23 protein-coding genes are annotated in these 21138 nt (G+C 45.5%); 15 read left to right on the top strand and 8 right to left on the bottom strand.

The annotated features are described in order from the left end of the window. Positions 1-105 precede the first annotated feature (105 nt). The 4 genes from KB186_RS01200 (at position 106) to KB186_RS01185 (ending at position 1669) form a co-directional block, all read left to right on the top strand. Positions 106-330 carry a hypothetical protein gene (locus tag KB186_RS01200; RefSeq protein WP_232772939.1) on the top strand — a complete coding sequence of 75 codons (225 nt, stop codon included), beginning with the start codon at positions 106-108 and terminating at the stop codon, positions 328-330. 270 nt (positions 331-600) lie between these two features. Further along, positions 601-789, top strand: a complete 189-nt coding sequence (locus tag KB186_RS01195) for an alpha/beta-type small acid-soluble spore protein (protein WP_007729278.1) — start codon at positions 601-603, stop codon at positions 787-789. Positions 790-915: 126 nt separating this feature from the next. Continuing rightward, complete coding sequence (locus tag KB186_RS01190) at positions 916-1053, top strand: hypothetical protein (RefSeq protein WP_232772938.1); 138 nt, start codon at positions 916-918, stop codon at positions 1051-1053. Positions 1054-1126: 73 nt separating this feature from the next. Continuing rightward, positions 1127-1669, top strand: a complete 543-nt coding sequence (locus KB186_RS01185) for an NAD(P)H-dependent oxidoreductase (RefSeq protein WP_232772937.1) — start codon at positions 1127-1129, stop codon at positions 1667-1669. Positions 1670-1697: 28 nt separating this feature from the next. Here KB186_RS01185 and KB186_RS01180 read toward each other — a convergent pair whose 3' ends face one another. Then, positions 1698-2420 carry an EAL domain-containing protein gene (locus tag KB186_RS01180; RefSeq protein ID WP_232772936.1) on the bottom strand — a complete coding sequence of 241 codons (723 nt, stop codon included), beginning with the start codon at positions 2418-2420 and terminating at the stop codon, positions 1698-1700. A gap of 223 nt (positions 2421-2643) precedes the next feature. On the opposite strand from KB186_RS01180, the gene KB186_RS01175 reads away from it, so the two are divergent. The 6 genes from KB186_RS01175 (at position 2644) to KB186_RS01150 (ending at position 7823) form a co-directional block, all read left to right on the top strand. Continuing rightward, positions 2644-3258, top strand: a complete 615-nt coding sequence (locus tag KB186_RS01175) for a superoxide dismutase (protein ID WP_173607704.1) — start codon at positions 2644-2646, stop codon at positions 3256-3258. A 13-nt stretch (positions 3259-3271) separates the two neighbouring features. Next, the gene (locus tag KB186_RS01170) at positions 3272-3931 is read left to right on the top strand and encodes a helix-turn-helix transcriptional regulator (RefSeq protein WP_173607703.1); all 660 of its coding nucleotides are present in this window, start codon (positions 3272-3274) and stop codon (positions 3929-3931) included. Between the two features lie 190 nt (positions 3932-4121). Further along, entirely contained in the window at positions 4122-5000 is an 879-nt protein-coding gene (locus tag KB186_RS01165; protein ID WP_173607702.1) for a hypothetical protein, read from the top strand. 99 nt (positions 5001-5099) lie between these two features. Next, complete coding sequence (locus tag KB186_RS01160) at positions 5100-5885, top strand: CsxC family protein (RefSeq protein WP_173607701.1); 786 nt, start codon at positions 5100-5102, stop codon at positions 5883-5885. Positions 5886-6180: 295 nt separating this feature from the next. Next, on the top strand, positions 6181-7380 hold the full coding sequence (locus KB186_RS01155; RefSeq protein WP_173607700.1) for an MFS transporter: 1200 nt from the start codon (positions 6181-6183) through the stop codon (positions 7378-7380). A gap of 77 nt (positions 7381-7457) precedes the next feature. Next, positions 7458-7823, top strand: a complete 366-nt coding sequence (locus KB186_RS01150; RefSeq protein ID WP_173607699.1) for a MerR family transcriptional regulator — start codon at positions 7458-7460, stop codon at positions 7821-7823. Between the two features lie 47 nt (positions 7824-7870). On the opposite strand, the gene KB186_RS01145 is transcribed toward KB186_RS01150, so the two are convergent. The 5 genes from KB186_RS01145 to KB186_RS01125 all read right to left on the bottom strand — a co-directional run bounded on the left by KB186_RS01145 (position 7871) and on the right by KB186_RS01125 (position 12793). Then, positions 7871-8629 carry an SDR family oxidoreductase gene (locus KB186_RS01145; RefSeq protein WP_173607698.1) on the bottom strand — a complete coding sequence of 253 codons (759 nt, stop codon included), beginning with the start codon at positions 8627-8629 and terminating at the stop codon, positions 7871-7873. 446 nt (positions 8630-9075) lie between these two features. Beyond that, positions 9076-9777 carry a LutC/YkgG family protein gene (locus KB186_RS01140; RefSeq protein ID WP_173607697.1) on the bottom strand — a complete coding sequence of 234 codons (702 nt, stop codon included), beginning with the start codon at positions 9775-9777 and terminating at the stop codon, positions 9076-9078. Beyond that, the gene (locus KB186_RS01135; protein WP_232772935.1) at positions 9764-11263 is read right to left on the bottom strand and encodes a LutB/LldF family L-lactate oxidation iron-sulfur protein; all 1500 of its coding nucleotides are present in this window, start codon (positions 11261-11263) and stop codon (positions 9764-9766) included. The genes KB186_RS01140 and KB186_RS01135 overlap by 14 nt, the downstream gene beginning before the upstream one ends. Beyond that, the gene (locus KB186_RS01130) at positions 11260-11991 is read right to left on the bottom strand and encodes a (Fe-S)-binding protein (RefSeq protein WP_232772934.1); all 732 of its coding nucleotides are present in this window, start codon (positions 11989-11991) and stop codon (positions 11260-11262) included. The genes KB186_RS01135 and KB186_RS01130 overlap by 4 nt, the downstream gene beginning before the upstream one ends. A 100-nt stretch (positions 11992-12091) precedes the next feature. Continuing rightward, positions 12092-12793 (bottom strand): FadR/GntR family transcriptional regulator, encoded by a 702-nt coding sequence (locus tag KB186_RS01125; protein WP_173607694.1) that lies wholly within the window; start codon positions 12791-12793, stop codon positions 12092-12094. A gap of 345 nt (positions 12794-13138) precedes the next feature. On the opposite strand from KB186_RS01125, the gene KB186_RS01120 reads away from it, so the two are divergent. Continuing rightward, the gene (locus KB186_RS01120; RefSeq protein ID WP_232772933.1) at positions 13139-14836 is read left to right on the top strand and encodes an L-lactate permease; all 1698 of its coding nucleotides are present in this window, start codon (positions 13139-13141) and stop codon (positions 14834-14836) included. A 236-nt stretch (positions 14837-15072) separates the two neighbouring features. Here KB186_RS01120 and KB186_RS01115 read toward each other — a convergent pair whose 3' ends face one another. Further along, positions 15073-15990 (bottom strand): acetamidase/formamidase family protein, encoded by a 918-nt coding sequence (locus KB186_RS01115; protein ID WP_232772932.1) that lies wholly within the window; start codon positions 15988-15990, stop codon positions 15073-15075. Positions 15991-16456: 466 nt separating this feature from the next. Here KB186_RS01115 and KB186_RS01110 point away from each other — a divergent pair, with 466 nt between their 5' ends. From KB186_RS01110 to KB186_RS01095, 4 genes are all read left to right on the top strand, one after another. Next, positions 16457-16918: an EVE domain-containing protein gene (locus KB186_RS01110; protein ID WP_232772931.1), complete on the top strand. Its 462-nt coding sequence runs from the start codon at positions 16457-16459 to the stop codon at positions 16916-16918. A gap of 450 nt (positions 16919-17368) precedes the next feature. Further along, positions 17369-18229 (top strand): MBL fold metallo-hydrolase, encoded by an 861-nt coding sequence (locus tag KB186_RS01105; protein WP_232772930.1) that lies wholly within the window; start codon positions 17369-17371, stop codon positions 18227-18229. A gap of 52 nt (positions 18230-18281) precedes the next feature. Then, positions 18282-18923: a hypothetical protein gene (locus tag KB186_RS01100; RefSeq protein WP_221868491.1), complete on the top strand. Its 642-nt coding sequence runs from the start codon at positions 18282-18284 to the stop codon at positions 18921-18923. Between the two features lie 81 nt (positions 18924-19004). Beyond that, the gene (locus KB186_RS01095; protein ID WP_232772929.1) at positions 19005-19904 is read left to right on the top strand and encodes a DUF4261 domain-containing protein; all 900 of its coding nucleotides are present in this window, start codon (positions 19005-19007) and stop codon (positions 19902-19904) included. A 122-nt stretch (positions 19905-20026) separates the two neighbouring features. On the opposite strand, the gene KB186_RS01090 is transcribed toward KB186_RS01095, so the two are convergent. Further along, positions 20027-20866: a hypothetical protein gene (locus KB186_RS01090; RefSeq protein ID WP_232772928.1), complete on the bottom strand. Its 840-nt coding sequence runs from the start codon at positions 20864-20866 to the stop codon at positions 20027-20029. Positions 20867-21138: the final 272 nt, after the last annotated feature.

The following is a 21138-nucleotide window of genomic DNA, read 5'->3' as shown; positions in this document are numbered from 1 at the left end:
TTCGCAAAGATCATGTGAGAAGACACTAACACGAGGTTAGTGTCTTTTTTGTCCATTCTAGTAAAATACAAGAAAAGGAAGCTGTGGATACAGGAGGGAAAGACGATGAAAATCATAGCCTGTCCAACATGTGAGCAAGACGTGCAATGGGATATGAATCGCCTGCAGAAGCTTGGGGAGCGATGGGTGATGGCTTGCGAAAAATGCGGTGATCAGTGTTTCAGCGTGTCAGAGGAAGAAAAGGAAATGATTCTTGGAGGCATACGATTGACGGAAGAGTATGTACCGGATATCATCAATGCTTATTCGACTGTTATTCCTCGTGAGTAAATGCCACTCGAATACTTCGAGAGTCTGATTGTTTTTAGGGATGATGATTGCTCTGGTATGTCATACAAAGAAAGAGATAGGTGTGGAGCATCGTATGGAAGAAAAAATTACTCTAATATCTACAAGAATCCATCTAATATTGAAGATGAAGAGTTAGTCAGTTGGGCTATAGATCTGGATTAATCGACAATCGGAGCATGTTTGAATACACTACCATAATCTGCACATACTACCATTCACGAAAACAATCAAAACCTGAGGTGAACAGCAATGGCACGTTCGAATTCCCTGGTGTATGGACAAGCTCGTGCAGCATTAGATCAATTAAAGTACGAGATCGCTGCTGAATTTGGAGTCGAGTTGGGAGCAGATACGTCAGCACGCCAAAATGGCTCTGTCGGCGGAGAGATGACGAAGCGTTTGGTACAATACGCGGAACAGCAAATGTTTCGACTGTAATCCCTCCTTGTGAGGGATTTTCTTTCGCTTACATTTGACCGAAATATCGCGTATAGGATTTTCTCCTACTCATGCGTATCTCATGTTGGCTGTTAACGAAAAAAGGAAAAGGTAACCCCGACTCAATTGGCGCAAATTCTTCACATGACGCCATCAACGATTACTCGTTTTGTCGATCAGGTAAAATCAGTCACACAGATGATTCACGAAACAGTCGAAATGCTGGAAGGGAGCAAGTCGGAGTCTCGATTCCAGCATTTGTAAGGTGCGGGATAGTTGACAGTGTCCTAGACTTTTGTCAATTTGTATGTACAAACCAAATTTTTGGAGGATTTCCATGGAAACTCTCGTCATCGCAGTACACCCTACCATGTCTCAATCTCGAATCAATCGAACATGGAAGGAAAGAATACAACAAGAAGAAAGTGTAACGGTTCACGATTTATACGCTGCCTATCCGGATTTTCAGATCGATGTTGAACAAGAGCAAAAGCTGATGCAAGAGCACGATCGTATCGTCTTTCAATTTCCGCTTTACTGGTACAGCACACCGGCCCTGTTGAAACAGTGGCAGGATGTTGTGTTGACGTATGGTTGGGCTTACGGATCTGAAGGAAACAAGCTGCATGGAAAAGAGCTTCTCCTCGCGATTTCTACGGGCGGACCCGAGGAAGCTTATCAACGTGATGGATACAACTACTATTCCATCAGCGAATTGATCAAACCGTTGCAAGCGATGGCAAATTTAACGGGAATGAAATTCTTGAAACCATTCTTATTCCAAGGGGTATCGGGGGTTTCGGATGAGCAAATTCAACATAGTGCAGAAGAATATGTTGCTCATGCACTGAACGCTTCCTTGGAGCCGATAGGAAAATAGTCAGACACGAGAGACGATGAGAAAGTTATCATCGTCTTTTTTGTGTTGCTTGAAGTGGTTCGGGGTACCCCAGCAAAAAACCTTGACCAACAGGTACCCCAAGTGCCAAAGCGACAGCTAAGTCCTCTGGCTCCTCGATTCCTTCCAGTACAAGCTGAATATGATCTTGGCAGTATTGGACGAAAAGCGAGACGAGCTTTTGCTTATTGGGCATGGAGGACAGTTGATTGCCGAAGTATCTGTCGAGCTTAACGATATCTGGTTCATATTCCACGATCTTTTTTAATGACGCGGCACCTGAGCCGACATCATCTAATGCGATCAGGAATCCATGCTGACGCAGCTCACGTATTTTTTTCCCCAACAATCTTAACTCCCACATCTTGTCTTCTTCATTGGTCTCATTGATTTCCAAGACAATTCGACGGTTCCACGATCCAAATAGGCCCTCGGTAACAAACGATAGGAAAGCGGGGTTCACCAACGTAGAAGGAAACACATTGATGAACAAATATGGGGCATGATCGTTGAAAGTCACATTCGTAAAGTAAGATTCAATCGCTTTTTTCATCGACATGGTATCCAATTCAAACAAGTGTCCTTCTTCACGAGCTTTTCGAAAAAGGAATTCTGGTGAGTGCTGTGTAGAGGAGCGAAGAAGTGCTTCGTACCCGAAAAAATGTCCTGTCGCCAGATGCACCAGGGGCTGAAAAACTGGATATGGCGGTTCCTTTGCCAATACGACGTTCATGGAATCATATTCCTTCCTGCACGAAATATTTTACTTGAGGAAAAATTGTTTCCTTAAGGAAAGATAATTTGTCGATATTTTACAACAGAGAGGTGTTGTTTGCAATGCAAGCCTCATGTGAAATAAATTTTGCATCAAGGAAACAAAATTGGGTGTATACAAAATATTTTTCATCTTGTAAACTAGGCTTGTAATCGACAATCAAGATTGGAGGAAATAGGAAATGGAAGCCTTTACGTTACCGGAACTGCCATATCGTTATGATGAGCTGGAACCTTACTTGGATGCGAAAACGATGGAAATTCATCACGGAAAGCATCATGCTACATATGTGGCCAACTTAAATAAAGCCTTAGAAAACCACTCGCAGTTCAGGAATGCCTCGGTCAAAGAACTAATCAGTAACTTGCAGGATATCCCGGAAGACATTCGCATGGCAGTTCGAAATCATGGGGGCGGGCATTATGGACACAGCTTGTATTGGTCGATCATGAGTCCCACTGGCGGCGGGAAACCAACAGGGGATATTGCGAAAGGAATCGACAAGTATTTCGGAAGTTTTGAGAAAATGAAGGATGAATTGACAAAAGCATCTGTCAGTCGTTTCGGATCAGGATGGGGATGGCTCGTCGTCAACGGAGACAAGTTGGAAGTGATGAGCACGCCTAATCAGGATACTCCTTTTATGGAGAAGAAAACGCCTATATTGGTCGTAGATGTGTGGGAGCACGCGTATTACTTGCAGTACCAAAATAAACGTCCTGATTTTGTCTCTTCGTGGTGGAATGTAGTCAATTGGGAGGAAGTCAATCGTTTGTATAACGAAGCAATCCGCTAAGGCAGGTCCATTAATGAACAGACACGCAGTTTATTTTCAAGAACAGGAAAAACGTCGAGAAATTTTGGTGTTGCTTAAGAAGCGCCGTTCGGTCGATGTCCAGGAACTGTCTAAATATCTCGGCATAACAAAAGTCGCAGTACGGAAGCATTTAGATGTTTTGCATAGGGAACGGTATATCGAGTCTCGATTGGTTCGTCAGCGAACAGGCAGACCAGCCTATGTGTATCATCTATCGAATACTGCTGAACAATTATTTCCGCGTCACTACAGCGAGTTGGCTACAGAGATGTTGACGGGCATTCAGGATTTGTATGGGGAAGCTTTTGTCGATCAATTATTTGAGAAGCGGATGGCACGGATGTTACAAAACTATCGGGAGGTAATGAGAGGACAAGGTTTTGACCAGCGAGTGAAAACATTGGCAAGCATACAAAATGAAGAAGGATACATGCCTCACTTGGAAAAAGTCGGGGATGGTTTGTATACGCTTGAAGAAGCGAATTGCCCTCTCTTACAGGTAGCTATTCGCTATCGCCAAGCATGTCGATGCGAGCTCTCCTTGTTTGAGTCGCTAGTAGACGCGCATGTAGAGCGTACTTCGTGTATGGCGGAAGGTCAAGTAAAATGCCGTTACCTGATTAAAGAAAAGCTCAGCAATGAAGAATCGTAGGTAGCAAGACATCCGTTACAAGGGCGGATGTCTTTTTGTTGTAAGCAAGGAGTTGATTGGTCGGTGATTCATAATTTTGCGGGTTATGCGGGATAAGGTTTGCCATGGGAAGACGAATTGTATACCCAAAGGGCAAGTGTCTATACAACCAGACGGGCGATCACGTATGGATAAAGAGAGGCGTATTTTGATGGAAAGGAGTGAGGACATGCCGATCGACAAGAAAAATCCTAAGAATAAAAGACCAATGCCAAACCAGCGAGGCTCCTTGCAAAAGTCGAGAGCATCACTCCCGCTCCTCTTTGTCGCACCGAAGGAACAGATGCGGTCTCTGGAAGGTGCTACAGATAAGCAGAAAATGTATCGCTCCAAGAAACCAAAGGGCAAGCGAAAACAAGCACCTCCACCTCCGGTCAAGCAGATGACTACCGAACAAGTGCCACCTGTTGCAGCTACGACCCCACCCCCTATGAATGCCAAGGATCGTACGCAAGAAAACAACAGTTCTCAACAAGAACTGATTCAAGCAAAAGTAGTCTACGTGGAAAACGCGGGTCAATCGTTCATGCAGGTTGCTTTTTTAGAAGAAATTTGGGACGTAGAGTGGGTACATTCCTTACGTGTCCCCTGGAAACTCGAGTGGAAGGAAGTGGAATGCCAAAGTAAGATCCATATCCAGCACGTTCGACACGATGATAGCAAAAAGATTGTCTGGCTGTCAGGTGAGTTGGAAATCAAGGGGGTGGGGGTCACTGTCCATTCGCAAAAAGTAGAGCATGAAACGATTCGCATACCCTTTACTTCTACAGTATTACGCCCTTCTTTGCCCAAAGAAAATGTAGGAACAAGCGCAATTCTTCTCACAGCACCAGCTTGTCCGACGAATAGATGGGTAGAGACAGGGGACTGGCAAATCAACCTCACAGCAGATCCTCTCACCCATTCGCAATCAGAATGGAAGGAGTTCAGCGGCTTGGCAACCATTAGCGGTCGTGTATGGTGGTATCGGAAGCAGCTGGTTCCCGTTCCGCCTCCATACATAACGAAAAAGGTAAACAGTCTTTTCTAGAAAAAAGGGCAGATAACGCTTGGCATCAGCCAAATCCATATTGTGTCTAGTCCATATAATATAAAGAGAGTAGGTGGCTGATAAAGGAGTGAGAGTAAAATGGGTATACATGGCGATGGCTGTAAATGTGGCCAAACTCAAGTGACGCAAAACAGCTGTACAGTGGAAAATGCCCGAGTGTTCGGAATGGCTTCAACCGAAACCACTTTTCCTAAAACGATTAAAGTACCTGTAACGTTGGCAGAAACGGCTGTTGTCGTATGTGTCGAGGCTAATGTCCATTTAGAGAGGCCTGCCCTTGAGATCATTCGGGTATTGAAGAGTGTCATTCTGGAACAATGTGAGCTGGTTCCCACATTTAACCCGCTGTCTGCAAAGCTGTTCGTCAGCGGTTTTATTCGAAAAAATATCGAGTACACCACAGTCGATCAAGTAACGGGAACTGCTGTTTGCGGTGATGTACGACATACAACAGCACTGATACCATTCGATTTCTGTACGGATCTGACCTTTCCTGCTACAGGACCGACTTTGCAACTGGCACCAGATTTCGAGTCACACGGAGAATATTTGAATAAATCAGGTCACGCGGCAAAGATTAACGTAGGTTTGTTTGGCAACCGAAAAGTTTACAATGAGAGACCGTATTGTGAGCTGTTATTCACGGAATTCACCGAATTAGATATCGGTTTGGAAAGTAAGCGGTGCAAGGACACAACCAAAACATTCTCGACCGTTCGTGAAAAAATCGTTCTGCGTATTGGTCTAAAAGTTTTGCAGGATCAACAAGTTCCTATTCCAACGACCCCACCACCGACACCCCCACCAAAACCGACATTTCCGCCACCTTGCAAACCGATATGTCCACCTAAGAAAAAATGGTAGTAAAGCTGTAGGAAAAGAAACATAGAAGAAGGGCAGATGAGACTTCCGGTAGCGTGATTACATGCTGACTGGTAGTCTCATTTTGTTAGGCGTGATAAAAAATGTTAAATATGAAATGAAACGCAGGAAGTAAGTGAGGTCAGCTGTGACGATGGATGGAAAGGATTTATTTAAACAAAGCGACAAACAAAATCCGTTACGGAGCATAAACTCTCCGTTCTCAGGTAGTAGCGGTCACGCATTTCTCTTACGATTTTGATGAAAAGCGTGCTCTATGGAAGGAGAAGGATGTGCGATGTTTCGAATCCGTTTTAGTATATTTTTGAGTGTATTTGTGGCGATGGTGGGATTGATGATTATTGCTCCCGTAATGCCGCCGCTTATCCGTGAATTAGGCCTCAGTGAAATTCACTCTGGCATCATTATTTCACTCGGTTCAATTGCAATGGCTGTGATGGCACCTGTCTGGGGGCGGTTAAGCGATCTGAAAGGAAGGAAAGCTGTCATTGTCATTGGTTTTTTCGGAATGTTTATGAGTTATGTCCTGTTCACAGCGACCATGTATGCAGGATTATCACAGGTAATAAGTGGCGGGCTTCTCGTTGGATTGCTCATTGTGGCACGCGGATTGATCGGTATGTTTATCCCGGCAGTTCCATCTGCTGCGCAGGCGTACATAGCGGATGTAACTAACGAAAAGGGTAGGGCGGCAGGAATGGCTTTAATCGGTGCAGCCAATGGGATGGGGCTTGTTCTGGGTCCAGCGATTGCTGCAGCCTTTGCACTGATCGGTCTGATTTGGCCGTTATACATAGGCGCACTGTTGCCGCTGGTCGCATTGGGCATCGTGTACTTCTTGATTCCGGCTCAAAAACCCATCATTCACGAAAAACCTCCCAAGGTGAGTCCTTTTCAAAAAGGCCTTCCCCTATATTTGTTTGCCGGTTTGGCAACGATGCTCAGCATTATCACCTTACAAGTCGTTGGAGGGTTTTATTTTCAGGATCAGTTGTCTTTAACAACAAAGGAAACCGCCAGAATGTTATCAGTAGGACTTATGATTTCTGGCATAGCGATGATTGTCACACAAGGACTACAAATGAAAAATCCTAAATGGCAACCAAGATCACTCATACTTTTCGGGGCGGTGCTCTTAATCATCAGCTTGTCTCTCTTTCTTTTCTTCATCCATGTGATCGTCTATGCCGCGGCATTTTTCTTGTTTGGTGTAGGAACTGGGCTCATGATGCCAGGATTTATGGCAGGAGCTTCGCTTGCCGTTGATCATGAACAGCAAGGAGGAGTTGCGGGGCTTGTGGCATCGGTCCAAGGAATTTCCGCTGTCATCGCACCGATTCTCAGCACAAGTCTTTACCAGTTGAATAAGTATCTGCCTTTTGCCGTAGTAGGTTTATTTGTGATGCTGATGGGAGCAACATTGCTTTTCGTCAAAAGCAGGTCAAAGATCAACGAAAATACAAGAATAGATTCGTAATCAAAAACGATATGGATACATTGACATTCTGGCATATAATTGGGATAGCAATTTCTTACGAGGAGGATCTATGCTCCGTGAAAATAAGTGAATTATCCCAATTAACGAATGTCAGTACCCGGTCGATCCGTCATTATGAAGAAAAGGGCTTGCTACAGGCAGAACGACTGGAAAACGATTACCGCTATTTTAATGAATCGGCAGTCAAACGTGTCAAAATGATTCAACTGTACTTGAAGCTGGGGTTGACCGCAGATGAAATCAGGACGGTCTTCAGAGGGGAAGTGGCAGCTCCCGACGATTACGAATATTGCGAGGAAATGCTGGCGATCTACGAACAAAAGCTCAGAAAAGTGAACGAACAGATGGAGGCACTCCAAGAGTGGAAGAAAACGCTGGAGAGGCAAATAGCTATTACACGTGGTAAAAAGGTTACGAGTTAGTTCATGGTCACGGCCCCGAAGCGATCAGCTGCTCCGGGGCCGTCTTTTTACAAGGAATGCAAGTTTTGCCCGATGCCACCATCCACAGTTAGCCTCGCACCAGTCGTAAAGGTAGCGTCAAAGGCGAGGAAAAGCACCGCTTTCGCCACTTCTTCTGACGAACCATGACGTTTCATGGGTGTAATCTTGTCACCAAGCTCCTGGAAGGTAACGCGTTCTGCATCCGTGAAACCGGCAACTCCCATGGAAGGCGTATCAATGAAACCGGGACTCACGACATTGACGCGAATACCCTTGTCTAGCAACTCCACCGCAAACCCGGAGGCCAAGGAACGCAATGCCGCTTTAGATGCACTGTATACGCTCATGCCAGGGTAGCCGCCTTCATCCGCTACGGAAGATGTAAATACGATGGAACCTCCTTCATGAATTAGCGGCGCCAAGCGCTGGACGGTGAAAAATGCCCCTTTCGTATTTACCTCAAAAATCCGATCGTAGGTCTCTTCAGTGACTTCCAAAAACGGTTCCAGAATAGAAGTACCTGCATTCACATGGAGAAAATCGATCTTGCCAAAATGCTTTTCAACATAGTCCCCGAATGCTTGCACATCCTTCATGCTCGATACATCAGACACCACAACATGTGCCCGTTCGCCCAGCTCACGTTTTGCTTCCTCGGCATTTTTCGGATTACGACCAGAGACGATGACCTCGGCGCCGCCTGTCAGCAAAGCTTTTGCCACAGCCAAGCCCATACCATGTGTTCCTCCAGTTACGACTGCTTTTTTCCCTGTGTAGTAGTTCATTTTTGTTCCTCCTTGAGCGAATGAGATCTCTTTCTGGATGTAGTCTAAACGTTCACGCTAATGTGAAAGTCAAGGGCTTATAGAAAAAAGAGCGGTTCATCCCTCATGAATACGGAACCGAAGTCGTAATTTTTTCTAATTTGATCCTACCTATGCTTTTCATATCTTTGTTAACGCTTGGCTGTTGGGAACAAACGTGATGAGAGAGGAGAGCTCGCACGCCAAAAGAGGTGTACCATATACAGAAGCACTGGATATTCCATTTACAGGTAATCGTCAACAGCTTTTATGATACTCCTAAGGCGGAGAAAACCTTCTAATTCAGAAAAGTAGCTTTGAGATTAATGGGAGCATGATAGAAAAGGGGGAGGCGAACCCCCACCCTTCTGGTGGTTCGGACGATGGTGGCCAGTTGAAATCCATCGGACATTCGTATGTGATTCCGTTTATCCTTTGATCTCTTCTTCAAGGATAAGTGCGTGAACAATTCCTGGACCATGAACGCCAATAGTTAAGTCGTTCTCAATATCGGCGGAACGGCTGGGACCGGAAATAAAGTGAACGCCCGCAGGCATTTTGCCGTCATTCCATTTGTTGATTTCCTGTAGAGCTTCACCCATACGTGTTTTGATATTTTCAGTTCGAATGACAGCCATAAAAATGGTGGGTAGCAAGCTGAGAGAGCGGCCTTTTGACGCTGCCGAAGTCATCACGACTGTGCCAGTATGGGCAATGGCAAAATCTGCAATAGAAATCCCAATATCAGCATGCGCCGCTTTACTCAGCAAATCAGATTCTTCCTGTTTCCGCCATATCGTCATCTCTACACCATTGAACGAGCTGTCCTGGTACATGCTTTGAAAAAGGACGTGGTCTTCGTGAATGATTCGTTTTGCTTCAAAGGTTTGGACTACTTCAGCGATATATGAGCAAAGAGCTTCTGGAGAAGAAAAGCGTTTAGCGACACCACCAAGCATCTCCCAATTTTTAATAAATAGGTCTATTCTTTCATCAGAGCTGAGATGGTACATTTTCCAAAAGTCCGGAACACCGCGAACGGGTTGTGGGGGAGGAGTGGTCATCCGGTTTCTGCCTAACCGATTTGCGATCGTGTTGAAGAATTGTGCTTCTTTTTCACTGTGACTCATGTGTGTTCCCCCGTTTTTTCAGGATGTCGGTTAGACGATCTTTCATTTCCGGACCCATTTCCTGCCATTCAAACTGAAGTTCAGTGTCAAGCGCTTTCCACGTATCCCGGAAGGAGTGTTGGGCAAGTTTTGGTGCGTAACGATAGGTATTCCAACCCTTTAAAGGTCCGATTTTGGCTGTGATCACTCCACCTTTGACAAAAGGCTTTTGTCCCAGTTGGCTGATTCGCAGAATTCGACGGAACAGTCTGTGGTTGGAAGAAATAAATTTAAAGGCTTTCATTCCCAGTTGTTCCGCTTTCTTTGTCAAAGCTTCTTCCACATTTCGTCTGCGTTGGTAGACGAGCATATCATGCAGCGGTATTTTAACGGGACAGGCTTCATAGCAGGCCCCACATAGGCTGGATGCATTCGCCAATTCCTTGTCTTCATGCAGGAGAGGAGTCAGTACGGCGCCAATCGGACCACTGTACACCCAACCATACGCATGTCCGCCTACATGTCGATAGACAGGGCAAGCATTTAGACATGCTCCGCAGCGGATGCAGTTTAAAACCTCCTGAAATTCGGGATCTCCCAGCTGCTTTGAACGGCCGTTGTCAATAATTACTACGTGTAACTCCTCTGGTCCGTCGGAGTCATCTGAGCGGCGAGGCCCATTTATCAACGACATGTATACCGTCAGCTTTTGCCCTGTAGCGGCACGCGGCAGCAAGGTAGCCATTACTTCAAGGTCTTCCAAAGAGGGAATGATTCTTTCCATGCCCATGAAGGTGATCTGTGTTTTAGGAACCGTGCTTACCATGCGGGCATTTCCTTCATTGGAAAACAATGCGATGGAGCCTGTTTCCGCGATAGCAAAGTTGCATCCGGTCATCCCAATCTCGGCTTCAAGGAATTTCTCCCGCAGCTTTGATCGGGCAAAGCCTGCCAGAACAGCAGTATCTGCTGGTAAGCGCTTTCCAGCCACGTTTGAAAATAGCTCTGCTACTTGCTCTTTGTTTTTGTGAATGGCGGGAATGATTATATGGGAGGGAGTCTCACCGGCGAGTTGAATAATATATTCTCCCAAGTCCGTTTCCACCACTTCGATTCCATGTTGTTCAAATACTTGATTAATATGCACTTCTTCAGAAAGCATCGATTTTGATTTGACAACGGATCGAGTATGTTTTTCTTTCACGATATTCATTGTGATTTCTATAGCTTCTTTGGCATCAGAGGCGAAATGTACATGCCCACCTAACGCTCGCACATTATTTACGAACAGCGACAGGTAGTAGTCTAAATGTGCAATTGTATGCAGGCGAATCTGCCGTCCTTGTTCACGCCATTCTTCCCAGTTACCCAACTCGTCAGTTGCAGTAACTTTGTTTGTTCTCAGTCTTTCTGTTGTGAATTTTACGGCATTTCGCAAAAAATTATCGTTTAGTGCAGTTTGTGCGCGTTCATTTAAAGTTGCGGTTGAGGATGCTTTTGCGCTCATACTCCTTTCACTCCTTCATACAATAGCTCTGCCAGATGCATTACGCGAATCGGATGTCCCTCATGGTGCAAACGTCCGGAGATATTTGTTAGGCAGCCCATATCAAGGCCGACCAGGACCTCTGCATTGGTTTCCAGCACATGTTCTGCTTTTTCTGTAACCATTGCACCGGAGATGTCGGAGACCTTTATGGCAAAAGTTCCTCCGAATCCGCAGCAATCCTCCGCAAAAGGAAGGGGCACAAACTCCAAACCTTTTACCTGGGAGAGCAGAATATGAGGCTCGTCTTTTACGCCAAGTAAACGGCTACCGTGGCAGGAGGGATGATAGGTGACCCGGTGGGGGAAGAGGGCACCAATATCGGTCACCCCGAGCACATGAATAAGAAACTGCGAGAACTCATAGCTTTTACCAATGAGATCATGAGCAAGTGCCAGATATTTCGGATCTTCTTTAAAAAGAGTAGGGTAGTGGTGATGAATCATCCCGATACAAGAACCGGATGGAGCAACCACAAAATCGCTGTCTGCGAATGTATGAATAATTGTTTTTGCTCCTTCTCTAGCGGTATCCCAATACCCGCTGTTAAAAGCTGGTTGGCCGCAACACACTTGCCGTTCGGGAAAATCCAGCTTGATGCCATATCTAGCGAGAAGTCGTGCCATTGCTTCGCCCACTTCAGGATATAAAGCATCCGATAGACAGGTAATAAACATTGATACTTTCATTCATCCAGCTTCCTTTCGAATTTATTAGCCATCATGATCCATCCAAATATATGATCATGATGTCATCTGATGACTTGTTTAAAAAAGAAAATGCTTGATCTTAATCAAACATTTCTTTTTCTACGCCAAGTAGGTGGTAGAGCATGGATTCTTCGGCTCTTTTGGAATTTTTGTTAGCGATAGCCTTGAAAATTTCCTTGTGTTCAGCCAGGAGCCGTTCCGGATTTCCTTTCGTTTGAAACATTTTTTCGCGGCTTGCTTTTAGTGCCTTGCTCATGGTCTCAGATATGGATTGCATGATTGATTCCAGAACCGAGTTATGGCATGCTTTGGCGATTTCGTAATGAAATTTCCAGTCGGCCTTTTCTCCTAAATCTCCATTTGAAACTGCTGCTTCCATTTCCTTCAATGCATCCTCGATACGTTGCAAATCTTCATCAGACCGTCTCTCGGCGGCTAGTTGAACGATTCCCGTCTCAATGATCTTCCGAACCTCCAAGAGTGACATGATGTCTTGTTCCGTGACAGGTTGAATCGGTTCAAATCCAGACAATACCTCTTCTGGATTTAAGCGGGTGACAAACGTACCTTCACCCTGACGAATGGTCACAAGACCCAACGTTTTGAGTGCACTGATTGCCTCTCGCATGGTTGACTGACCGACTCCAAAAAGGTCACTGAATTCGCGAAGAGAAGGCAGTCGATCTCCAGGTTTGTAAACGCCATTGATAATTTGATCTTTGATATAGTCAGATACTTCTTCGTACGTTTTGCGTACTTTGAATTGTGGCACCGCTTTCATTCTGCATTCACCCTTTACTTTCTTAGGGTCATCTGATGAGTTCATCCTACCTGAATTGTCAGTTATTTGTCAAGGCTGCATCCTTTCTGGCATAGGTTACGAGGGAAAGGGTACATAATTCAACTTTTAAAACAACTAGTTTCGAATATTCAAAAAATACTTGTCAAAAAAAACAAGGGTACATATAATGAGAACTGTCGAAAAGAAGACATCAGATGACCATATCAGATGGTGACACTTTGACTGTCTGGTAAATACAAGTTCGTAAGGGGGATATCAAGCCATTTTACATTTAAAATTCCGAAACCGCTTTCAAATAAAAAGAATAAAAAAGAGGTGGAAACCATGACATGGACGCAAGTTTTTACTCCGGTTGGGGGGAGTCTCGTAATCTCTGCGCTTGTTGCGCTTATTCCCATTCTTTATTTTTTCTGGGCGCTTGCGATCAAACGTATGAAGGGCTATATGGCAGGGCTGACCACTTTACTGATGGTGATCCTAGTTGCTGTATTGGTGTATCGCATGCCCGCGGGAATAGCGATAATGTCTTCGGTGCAAGGGGCCGTTTATGGTATTCTGCCCATCGGTTGGATCATCATTTCCTCCGTATTTTTGTACAAGCTCACGGTGAAAACAGGGCAATTTGATATTATCCGCAGCTCTGTCTTATCAATCACGGAAGACCGCCGTCTGCAGGCACTTCTTGTCGCCTTTTCTTTTGGAGCCTTTCTTGAAGGGGCAGCCGGTTTTGGCGCTCCTGTAGCGATTTCTGCTGCGCTTCTTGTCGGCTTGGGTTTTCATCCTTTGTATGCCGCGGGTCTTTGCTTAATTGCCAATACGGCACCCGTTGCTTTTGGTGCTATTGGAATTCCGATTATCGCCATGGAAGGTCCCACTGGCGTTCCAGCCATGGAAATATCCAAAATGGTCGGCCGCCAGCTGCCTATCCTATCTGTCTTTGTTCCCTTCTATCTGGTTGTAATCATGTCTGGATTTAAAAAGACTCTTGAAGTGCTTCCGGCGATCCTAGTTTCCGGCATTTCTTTCTCCTTGACACAATACTTGACATCTAATTTTATGGGGCCGGAGCTACCTGACATTTTATCTGCACTGGTTTCTTTGGTTGCGTTAACCTTGTTCTTAAAGGTTTGGAAACCGAAAACGATTTTCCGTTTTCCCTCGGAACAAGCAGCTACCGCGGAAGTAGCTGCCTCTGCACAAGCTATCAAGAACAGCAAAGCTCTCTTTACACCCGGACAAGTTTTCAAGGCATGGTCTCCCTTCCTGGTATTGACCGCCTTTATCTCTATCTGGGGAATTCCTACTGTGAAAAAAGCGCTGGTCGGCAAATATGAAGGGGCTAACCTTTTATTTAACTGGCTCAATCCGATTGGGAAAGCATTGAGCTTCACGCCTGAGGTCCCTGGTCTGCATAATCTGATTATCGATGGGAATGGAAAACCGATTGCTGCTCTTTTCAAATTAGAAGTATTGGTAGCAGCCGGAACAGCGATATTGCTTGCTGCCATTGTTACCAAATTCATCGTTAGCATCTCTTGGAAAGATTGGCTTGCCACTTTTGGCGAGACATTGATCGAGCTGAAATTTCCGCTGCTCACGATTGCGACTGTTGTCGGTTTTGCCTATGTTGCAAACGCTTCCGGAATGAGTACCACACTGGGGATGGCGTTGGCGGGCACAGGGGCGTTATTTCCGTTCTTTTCTCCGTTCCTTGGCTGGTTAGGGGTGTTTATAACTGGCTCAGATACTTCTTCCAACCTGCTGTTTGGAAACCTGCAAAAAGTCACAGCAACATCAGTGGGAATGGAACCTGTGTTGGCCCTAGCAGCTAATACGAGCGGTGGGGTAGCGGGTAAAATGATTTCGCCGCAGTCGATTGCCGTTGCCTGTGCTGCGGTAGGACTCGCCGGAAAAGAATCTGATTTATTCCGCTTTACGGTGAAACACAGTTTATTCTTGGTTGTAATAATCGGTATCATCACGTATTTACAGTCCAATTTACTGTCATGGATGGTTCCATAAAAAATAGCGGGTGCTGAAACAGCGCTCGCTGTTTTTTGATCCGTTCCAATTTAAGTTTAACCAGCCACGCGTTATTGGAATAGATTCAATTACTTTCCATTCGAAAAAATGATAGAGGCTCTAATTAAGTCTTCCAATATCAATTCCTCTGTCAATGACTACCGCCGTATGTGGACTGCATATATGGTGGTATGGGAAGAAGGGGGCTATCCGTCCTCTCTTAATCCTTGAGCGGGCTAGGATTTGCGAACAGGTAAATAGGCTTTTGTAATTTTACAGACGACACTGTAAGCGGGATTGAACACGTTGGCCACCTCATATTCGACGACTTGGCCGAGCAGCAGGCTTGCTTCATTTACCGAGAGTCCATAGTCTTCGACTAGCAAGGAGAGCATTTCAGTAGTTGCGTGCTGGAGCGCTTGTTCGAGCGGTCTGACGTTGCCGATGCAAGACAAGTGAGTGTCGGACTCCACCCTCGGCCATTTTATCGTCTTGCCCTTATGCACACGGACGGAAAAACGGACGTCTAACGATATTTCTATACCCGTGCCAACAATTTCGCCGCATCCCTGTGCCACATGTCCATCGCCAAGATGAAAAAGCGCGCCTTCCGCAAACACTGGAAAGTAGACAGAGACACCGGCAACTAACGCTTTGTAGTCCATATTCCCGCCGTAATTGCCGCTTGTCGCCGATGATATGGCCTGATCTCGGGAAGGGGCTACACCGAAACAGCCGAGAAACGGACGAATCGGCAGGTTCAGGTATTCTAAACCGGGTGTCGGCTCCTCTAACCTCGCTATACCCTGCGCAGCATCCACCTGCCAGCGGACGATTTCCAGAGTGGGCAATGTTGTAGCTGTCAGCGGATCGACTACGTTAGGCGCAAGCACATTGGCTGTCCATCCCCAGTCCCGGTTTGGCGTCATCGATTCCAGCTTAACCTCCAACACATCACCTGGTTGTGCGCCTTCCACGTAGAAGGGACCCGTCATCGGATTTCCTCTGGGGGCAACGCTTTCTCCCATGTGATCCCATCCTCTTGCATCGATGGTAGAGGTGATAACCGTGTCGCCGTCGTTTATAACCAGCGCCGGTTCATAAGAGCCGAAATTGATGTAATACCGTTGCGGTTGAAACGTATGTATGGCCATTTCATTCACTGCCTTTCCTGGAATGTTTGAAGTTAAATATCCGAATATTTGTTTATACTAATTCCTAGTATGGAGGATAAAATCCTTTTCGGTATCTTATCCAAGTTTTCTCGATGTAATATTGACTAGTGTCTAATACTTTATTTTCTTTTGACAGTAGCTATCTTGAAACACATTATCGGTTGCTCATTCCTCTCCCATTTACAAGGTGATCGTAATAATCTTTAATAAATTCGGTTTTGTATTTGGAGAGAGTAGAACTAAAACCATTGAAAAAATGATAAAACGTTACTGACATACTGTTGTCAGTAACGTTTTTATATAGTCACGTTGAGATGATATATGAAGGAACATTTATGCCAAATACTATACGTTCTTGAAATGCACAATCGTCATCTATTCTGAAGACGAAACGTTGTAATTAGCAAGAAACGTATAAATTTTAAAGAAGGAAGGGATAGGAACGATGCCGATCAAGGTAACAATCCAGAAAAGTCGCTACTGGATTGGAGTTGTATCTGCTTCACATGTAAAACGGGGGGTGCTGGGTGGATTCGCCCAGCTCTGCCATGGCAAGTCGGCACCGTTGCGTCGGATGTCTCCCGGTGATTGGTTGATATACTATTCTCCACGAACAGACTTGTCTAAGGGGGAAGTGCTTCAAGCATTTACCGCTATTGGACAAGTTGCAGATGACAAAATCTACGAATATCCGATGTCCGAATCCTTTGTGCCATATCGTCGGAATATCCGCTATATTCCGTGTCGCGAAGTGAAGATTGCCTCTCTATTGGATCAGCTTACCTTCACGCGCGGGAATCGAAATTGGGGATATCACTTCCGCTATGGTCACTTTGAAGTCGGTTTCAAAGATTTTCTGACGATTGCTGGCGCAATGCTTGGCGATGTGGAAGGTATCCACGAGTAGATAAGTGAATGGCAGCCGTTTTTTAGCGGCTGCCTCTTTCACCTCATTCCCAATCCCGAAACACTATATTTTAACAGGAACGTGTAGATACGCCTTCGCGTGGATTTTATCTTCGATGCCTGTGACATTGGACTCCAAATGAAGTAAAACAGAACGGGGCTATCGTCAACAAAGCTGCCAATACAGACTCGTAAGCTTATTTATTATTTATGATTTTCTATCCTTGGAAAAGTTATGCAACAGATCCTTTGCCTACTATCGGTAAACACAAGGTGTTTTCTTCTCCAGCTTCTAGAGGGTGCTCGAATGCCGTGAATGGGCAAAATCGTATCTCAGGGGTATCTACAAAAACACATGGTAACACTGGCGTTTTTGTTTGTGCGAGAAGGTAGTGGTGTGTGATAACATGGAAAATATTTCTGTTGGCGTATTTGGAAGGGGGAGAAGGAAATGTCCACGATCGAACAGATTACCGAACATATCTTGATTATGCATGCAAGTCATGACACAGATCGCCCGATCCTAGTAGCCATTACGGGGGCAAGAAAAACCCTCTTGATCGATGCTGGAAATTCACCGGCGCATGCCGCGTTGTTTCGTCAGGAGTTGCAAAGGCTAGGTGTTCGTCTTCCAGATCTGCTCATATTGACTCATTGGCACTGGGATCATACATTTGGAATGTCAACATGGGATCTACCTACCATCGCGCAGGCAAAAACCGCACATTCATTGAGTAAGTTGATGGGGCTGGAATGGTCGGATGAAGTCATGGAACAGCTTTGTAAGGAGAAGATCATCAATGCCAGCACGATGGCGAACATCAGAAAAGAGTACGGAATGAACCGGGACTTGATCCGAATAGTCGAGCCGGATATCCTATTCGATGAATCGATCACGATCGACCTTGGTGGCGTGACATGTCAGGTGAACCATGTCGGAGGTGATCATTCGGAAGATTCGTGCTATGTGTACGTAAAAGAAGATCAAACGCTGTTCCTAGGAGATGCCTTGGGTCCCTCTGTCTATGGAGGACCGCGCAGTTATACAGCCTCCTGTTTTCTGCGCCTGTTGAAGCAAGCGTACCAGTCTGAAGCAATCCTTTTCGTGGAATCGCATGGTCGGCCATTGGACCGAGCTGCCTTTCAAAAGGAGCTCAGTGATTGGGAGCAGCTAGCTCGACTTACAGAGCAATACGGGCAAAACAGAGAACGGATCGTAAGCGAGATGTGTACCTTTCTCCAGGTGTCAGAGCTTCCACATGAATTTTCAGAAGCTCTCGAATGGTTCATGGTAGGGGCTACCTACCAATGATGTATTTAGACGGGTTATTGACAGTATCTTGGGAATGAAAGGAGAATCTAACATGAGCATTTGGCCTAAGCCTTTCTTGGAGCCCGAAGTATTAAAACAGCGTCTGCTTATCCTGAGCGCACTGGATATTGTATTGTGTGAAGAGGAGTGGCTGCGCAGATATCAGTTCGATCCGCAATGGGATGAAAACACGACATTCGCGAGCGTTAGCAACGGTTCAGGCGACGATCTTTACATCCTGTTCACCCCTGAGGGTGTTATTGTAAAAGGATTCGATCATGAATCGGAAATGAGTCCACATACCAGGGAAGAATACGAAGTCTGGCCTGGTATCTATGAGCAAATCCCTCCTGCTTTGCTTCATCGACTCGATGACGAAGCGTTAACCAAGGAGGAAGTTACATTTTGCCTTTGGCGAGAATCTACCGATCACGTATGGAAAACGGGAGACGTACATAATCCGCAAGGGCTGGATGACGGATCAGATTTTTTGCTTGGGATGATATATGATCATCCAGAAGACTATGTAGAGTGGGCGGAGGCCTACTACGAGGTGAAGGTCCCACTTGATGTAGTTGGTCATGTATTTACGAATACTTCCATCACTAAAGAAATGATGATGGGGCTGAATCCAGAAGTTGATCTGGAAATGGCGATGAAGGAGCTTCAAGCAATCGGTTTTACCGTTACATAAAGGACGCCATGACTCATAAAACCACATTGGAAAGAAGATGACGATATGCCAAAAGGTATGTATTCTCAAGGAGTTGCCGTCTTGCTGTCAACGGCGGTTCCGATTCACAAAATAGCAGATATGCTCAAAAATCAATTCGAAATTGCGAACATCATGGAAACGTTCGACCAATGGGTGTTTAGCGGCCCTAGCTTGCTTATTCCGTATCGTCCAGAAGTAAACGGATATATTCAGGTCGATGTCGTCGATAAGCCTTGGCCGGATGCAATGGGAGACCCAGCAGAAGATACGATGCTGTTTGGCGCTTGGTCGATGGGCTTTTTCGGACCGTTTACGTTCTCGAATAGCCTGGAGCGGGCAGCTCAGCAGTCGTGGGGATATCCCGAAGGGCGGCAAGCCGCATCTGAGCACGGAGCGTTTATCCGTATTCGCTCTTCTTTCGTGCTAGGGGAGTCGGACGATCAGGCTCCTGTGCTGCCTGAAGATTATGAAGCGCTCCCGGAGTTGATGACGGTCACTGCCATCGCTGAGTCGCTGTTGAAAATGCCAGAAGCCCTTTGCTTTTTTAATCCGAATGGGGAGTGCGTCGCGTCTGCCGAGCTGATGCAAGAGCTGAATCAACGTTATGAGCAAATCCAGCTCCTTCCGCTGGAGCTATGGTCCAATGTCCGGTTGTTCAATCTTTCAGAGGGATGGCTCTTGATGGATACCGTCGGCATGCAGCAGTTGGATGTGATCGATCATGAGGCGGTATTTAATGGGGATGCCTACGATCCGAATGAGGTCGCGAGTTTCTTGCGCAATATATCGAACTATGTATACGAGAATGGTCCTGTTATCAATGACGGCGATACAACCGATGGGCCGGGGGATGAAATTTGGAAGTGTGTCTTGTTGGAGGAAGGGTTGGCAAGCCCTCCGCGTGATGTGCTTCGCTGGTATCCGTTAGATGGAAGGGAAAAGCCTGCTGGATTGGAATAATCACTTAGGAGTACTAGGAACTTAATAGGAAAAAGCACGACCATCCCCCTGTTTCAGGAGATTGTCGTGCTTTTATTTGTTAGTATGAGAATTTAAGAGAAGTCAGGCTCACTGGTACCTACTTATTTGATAATCTCCTCATAGATCAGCTTGCCGTCATGCGTATACACGCCAATCTTTTTGGTCCCCGAGATGGTGTACTCGATGGCGACTGTCTCATTCGTAGGAGTGATCAGCAATTGATGTGGAAAGTTAAAGCTTTGATTGTTAGCAGTGTTCGCAATGACCTGGGTATCCGTATGGAATAATTGTCCCGTCTGCTTGAGCTCTTTTATTTGTTCTGGCTTATTTAGCACATATTGTTGAGGGGAGACGACTTTATCTGCTGCATTTATTTTAGTAAAGGTATATTGCTTGTTGGTTTTCGTCACAGCCAGAAAATGGCCATCGGATGTCGGGTGGATAAACGCATACTTTTTGGAAACTATGAGTCCCTTTTTATTCATCAGCACATAAAATTCTTCGTTCCCCAGCTTGCCTGAGACAATAAATGCTCCACTGTGCATATTCGATTCAACTTTATAGTTACGAGAAGGCTTCAGCATAATTTTGCCTTCATTGCTGATAAAATGCGTCTGTCCATTTATTTTTACTCGATGCCAGCCTTCACCATACCCGAAATATTCATCGAAAAATGGCTTGCTCAGTATTTTTCCGTGAATAGTTCGCATGCCCATCTTGTAGTATTCGTTCCCTTTTGCGTCTTTTACCATTTCACCATAGGGCAAGTAGTACGGATCAAACGTTTTCGTAGTCCGTTCGGCTAAGTAGAATGGATGATCCGCGTCGGGAAACTTCTTGGTAATTTTCCCTGTTTTGGCATTGTACAGATACGGCAGGTTTCCCGGATAGTCCGTGCCCGTAAACCATTCTCCATGTATCTGCTTGAGAAGAGCCAACATCGCAACAGGTAATCATTTTCTTAACATTGCCCTGCTTATCGTAGAAGTAATAGTCCATATGCTTAAAAAAACCAGTATCAAACAAATAACCGTACCCATTTTGGAGTGGGTACACCTCACTTTTATAGGGGGGCACAATGCTTTTTAATACTTTTCCAGACGTTGAAACCAAAGACATGGTGTACTGCGTTGGGGGTGAATCGCGCTTGTAAAGTGGTTGCTTCGTGAAAAGAAAGAATGGCTCTGTCAAATGAGACGGTATTTGCAGGTTT

Source organism: Brevibacillus sp. AF8 (assembly GCF_021270385.1).
In the GTDB taxonomy this organism is placed as follows: domain Bacteria; phylum Bacillota; class Bacilli; order Brevibacillales; family Brevibacillaceae; genus Brevibacillus.
Note: the sequence above shows the minus strand (reverse complement) of the source record. Positions and strands in the feature narration are given on the sequence as shown.

Coding starts and splice junctions, on each gene's coding strand:
- KB186_RS01165 (WP_173607702.1), top strand. CDS start 4,122: ATGGAAAGGAGTGAGGACATGCCGATCGACAAGAAAAATCCTAAGAAT.
- KB186_RS01155 (WP_173607700.1), top strand. CDS start 6,181: ATGTTTCGAATCCGTTTTAGTATATTTTTGAGTGTATTTGTGGCGATG.
- KB186_RS01135 (WP_232772935.1), bottom strand. CDS start 11,263: ATGAGCGCAAAAGCATCCTCAACCGCAACTTTAAATGAACGCGCACAA.
- KB186_RS01090 (WP_232772928.1), bottom strand. CDS start 20,866: ATGTTGGCTCTTCTCAAGCAGATACATGGAGAATGGTTTACGGGCACG.
- KB186_RS01200 (WP_232772939.1), top strand. CDS start 106: ATGAAAATCATAGCCTGTCCAACATGTGAGCAAGACGTGCAATGGGAT.
- KB186_RS01175 (WP_173607704.1), top strand. CDS start 2,644: ATGGAAGCCTTTACGTTACCGGAACTGCCATATCGTTATGATGAGCTG.
- KB186_RS01125 (WP_173607694.1), bottom strand. CDS start 12,793: ATGAAAGCGGTGCCACAATTCAAAGTACGCAAAACGTACGAAGAAGTA.
- KB186_RS01140 (WP_173607697.1), bottom strand. CDS start 9,777: ATGAGTCACAGTGAAAAAGAAGCACAATTCTTCAACACGATCGCAAAT.
- KB186_RS01120 (WP_232772933.1), top strand. CDS start 13,139: ATGACATGGACGCAAGTTTTTACTCCGGTTGGGGGGAGTCTCGTAATC.
- KB186_RS01170 (WP_173607703.1), top strand. CDS start 3,272: ATGAACAGACACGCAGTTTATTTTCAAGAACAGGAAAAACGTCGAGAA.
- KB186_RS01160 (WP_173607701.1), top strand. CDS start 5,100: ATGGGTATACATGGCGATGGCTGTAAATGTGGCCAAACTCAAGTGACG.
- KB186_RS01130 (WP_232772934.1), bottom strand. CDS start 11,991: ATGAAAGTATCAATGTTTATTACCTGTCTATCGGATGCTTTATATCCT.
- KB186_RS01105 (WP_232772930.1), top strand. CDS start 17,369: ATGTCCACGATCGAACAGATTACCGAACATATCTTGATTATGCATGCA.
- KB186_RS01100 (WP_221868491.1), top strand. CDS start 18,282: ATGAGCATTTGGCCTAAGCCTTTCTTGGAGCCCGAAGTATTAAAACAG.
- KB186_RS01195 (WP_007729278.1), top strand. CDS start 601: ATGGCACGTTCGAATTCCCTGGTGTATGGACAAGCTCGTGCAGCATTA.
- KB186_RS01185 (WP_232772937.1), top strand. CDS start 1,127: ATGGAAACTCTCGTCATCGCAGTACACCCTACCATGTCTCAATCTCGA.
- KB186_RS01180 (WP_232772936.1), bottom strand. CDS start 2,420: ATGAACGTCGTATTGGCAAAGGAACCGCCATATCCAGTTTTTCAGCCC.
- KB186_RS01110 (WP_232772931.1), top strand. CDS start 16,457: ATGCCGATCAAGGTAACAATCCAGAAAAGTCGCTACTGGATTGGAGTT.
- KB186_RS01145 (WP_173607698.1), bottom strand. CDS start 8,629: ATGAACTACTACACAGGGAAAAAAGCAGTCGTAACTGGAGGAACACAT.
- KB186_RS01115 (WP_232772932.1), bottom strand. CDS start 15,990: ATGGCCATACATACGTTTCAACCGCAACGGTATTACATCAATTTCGGC.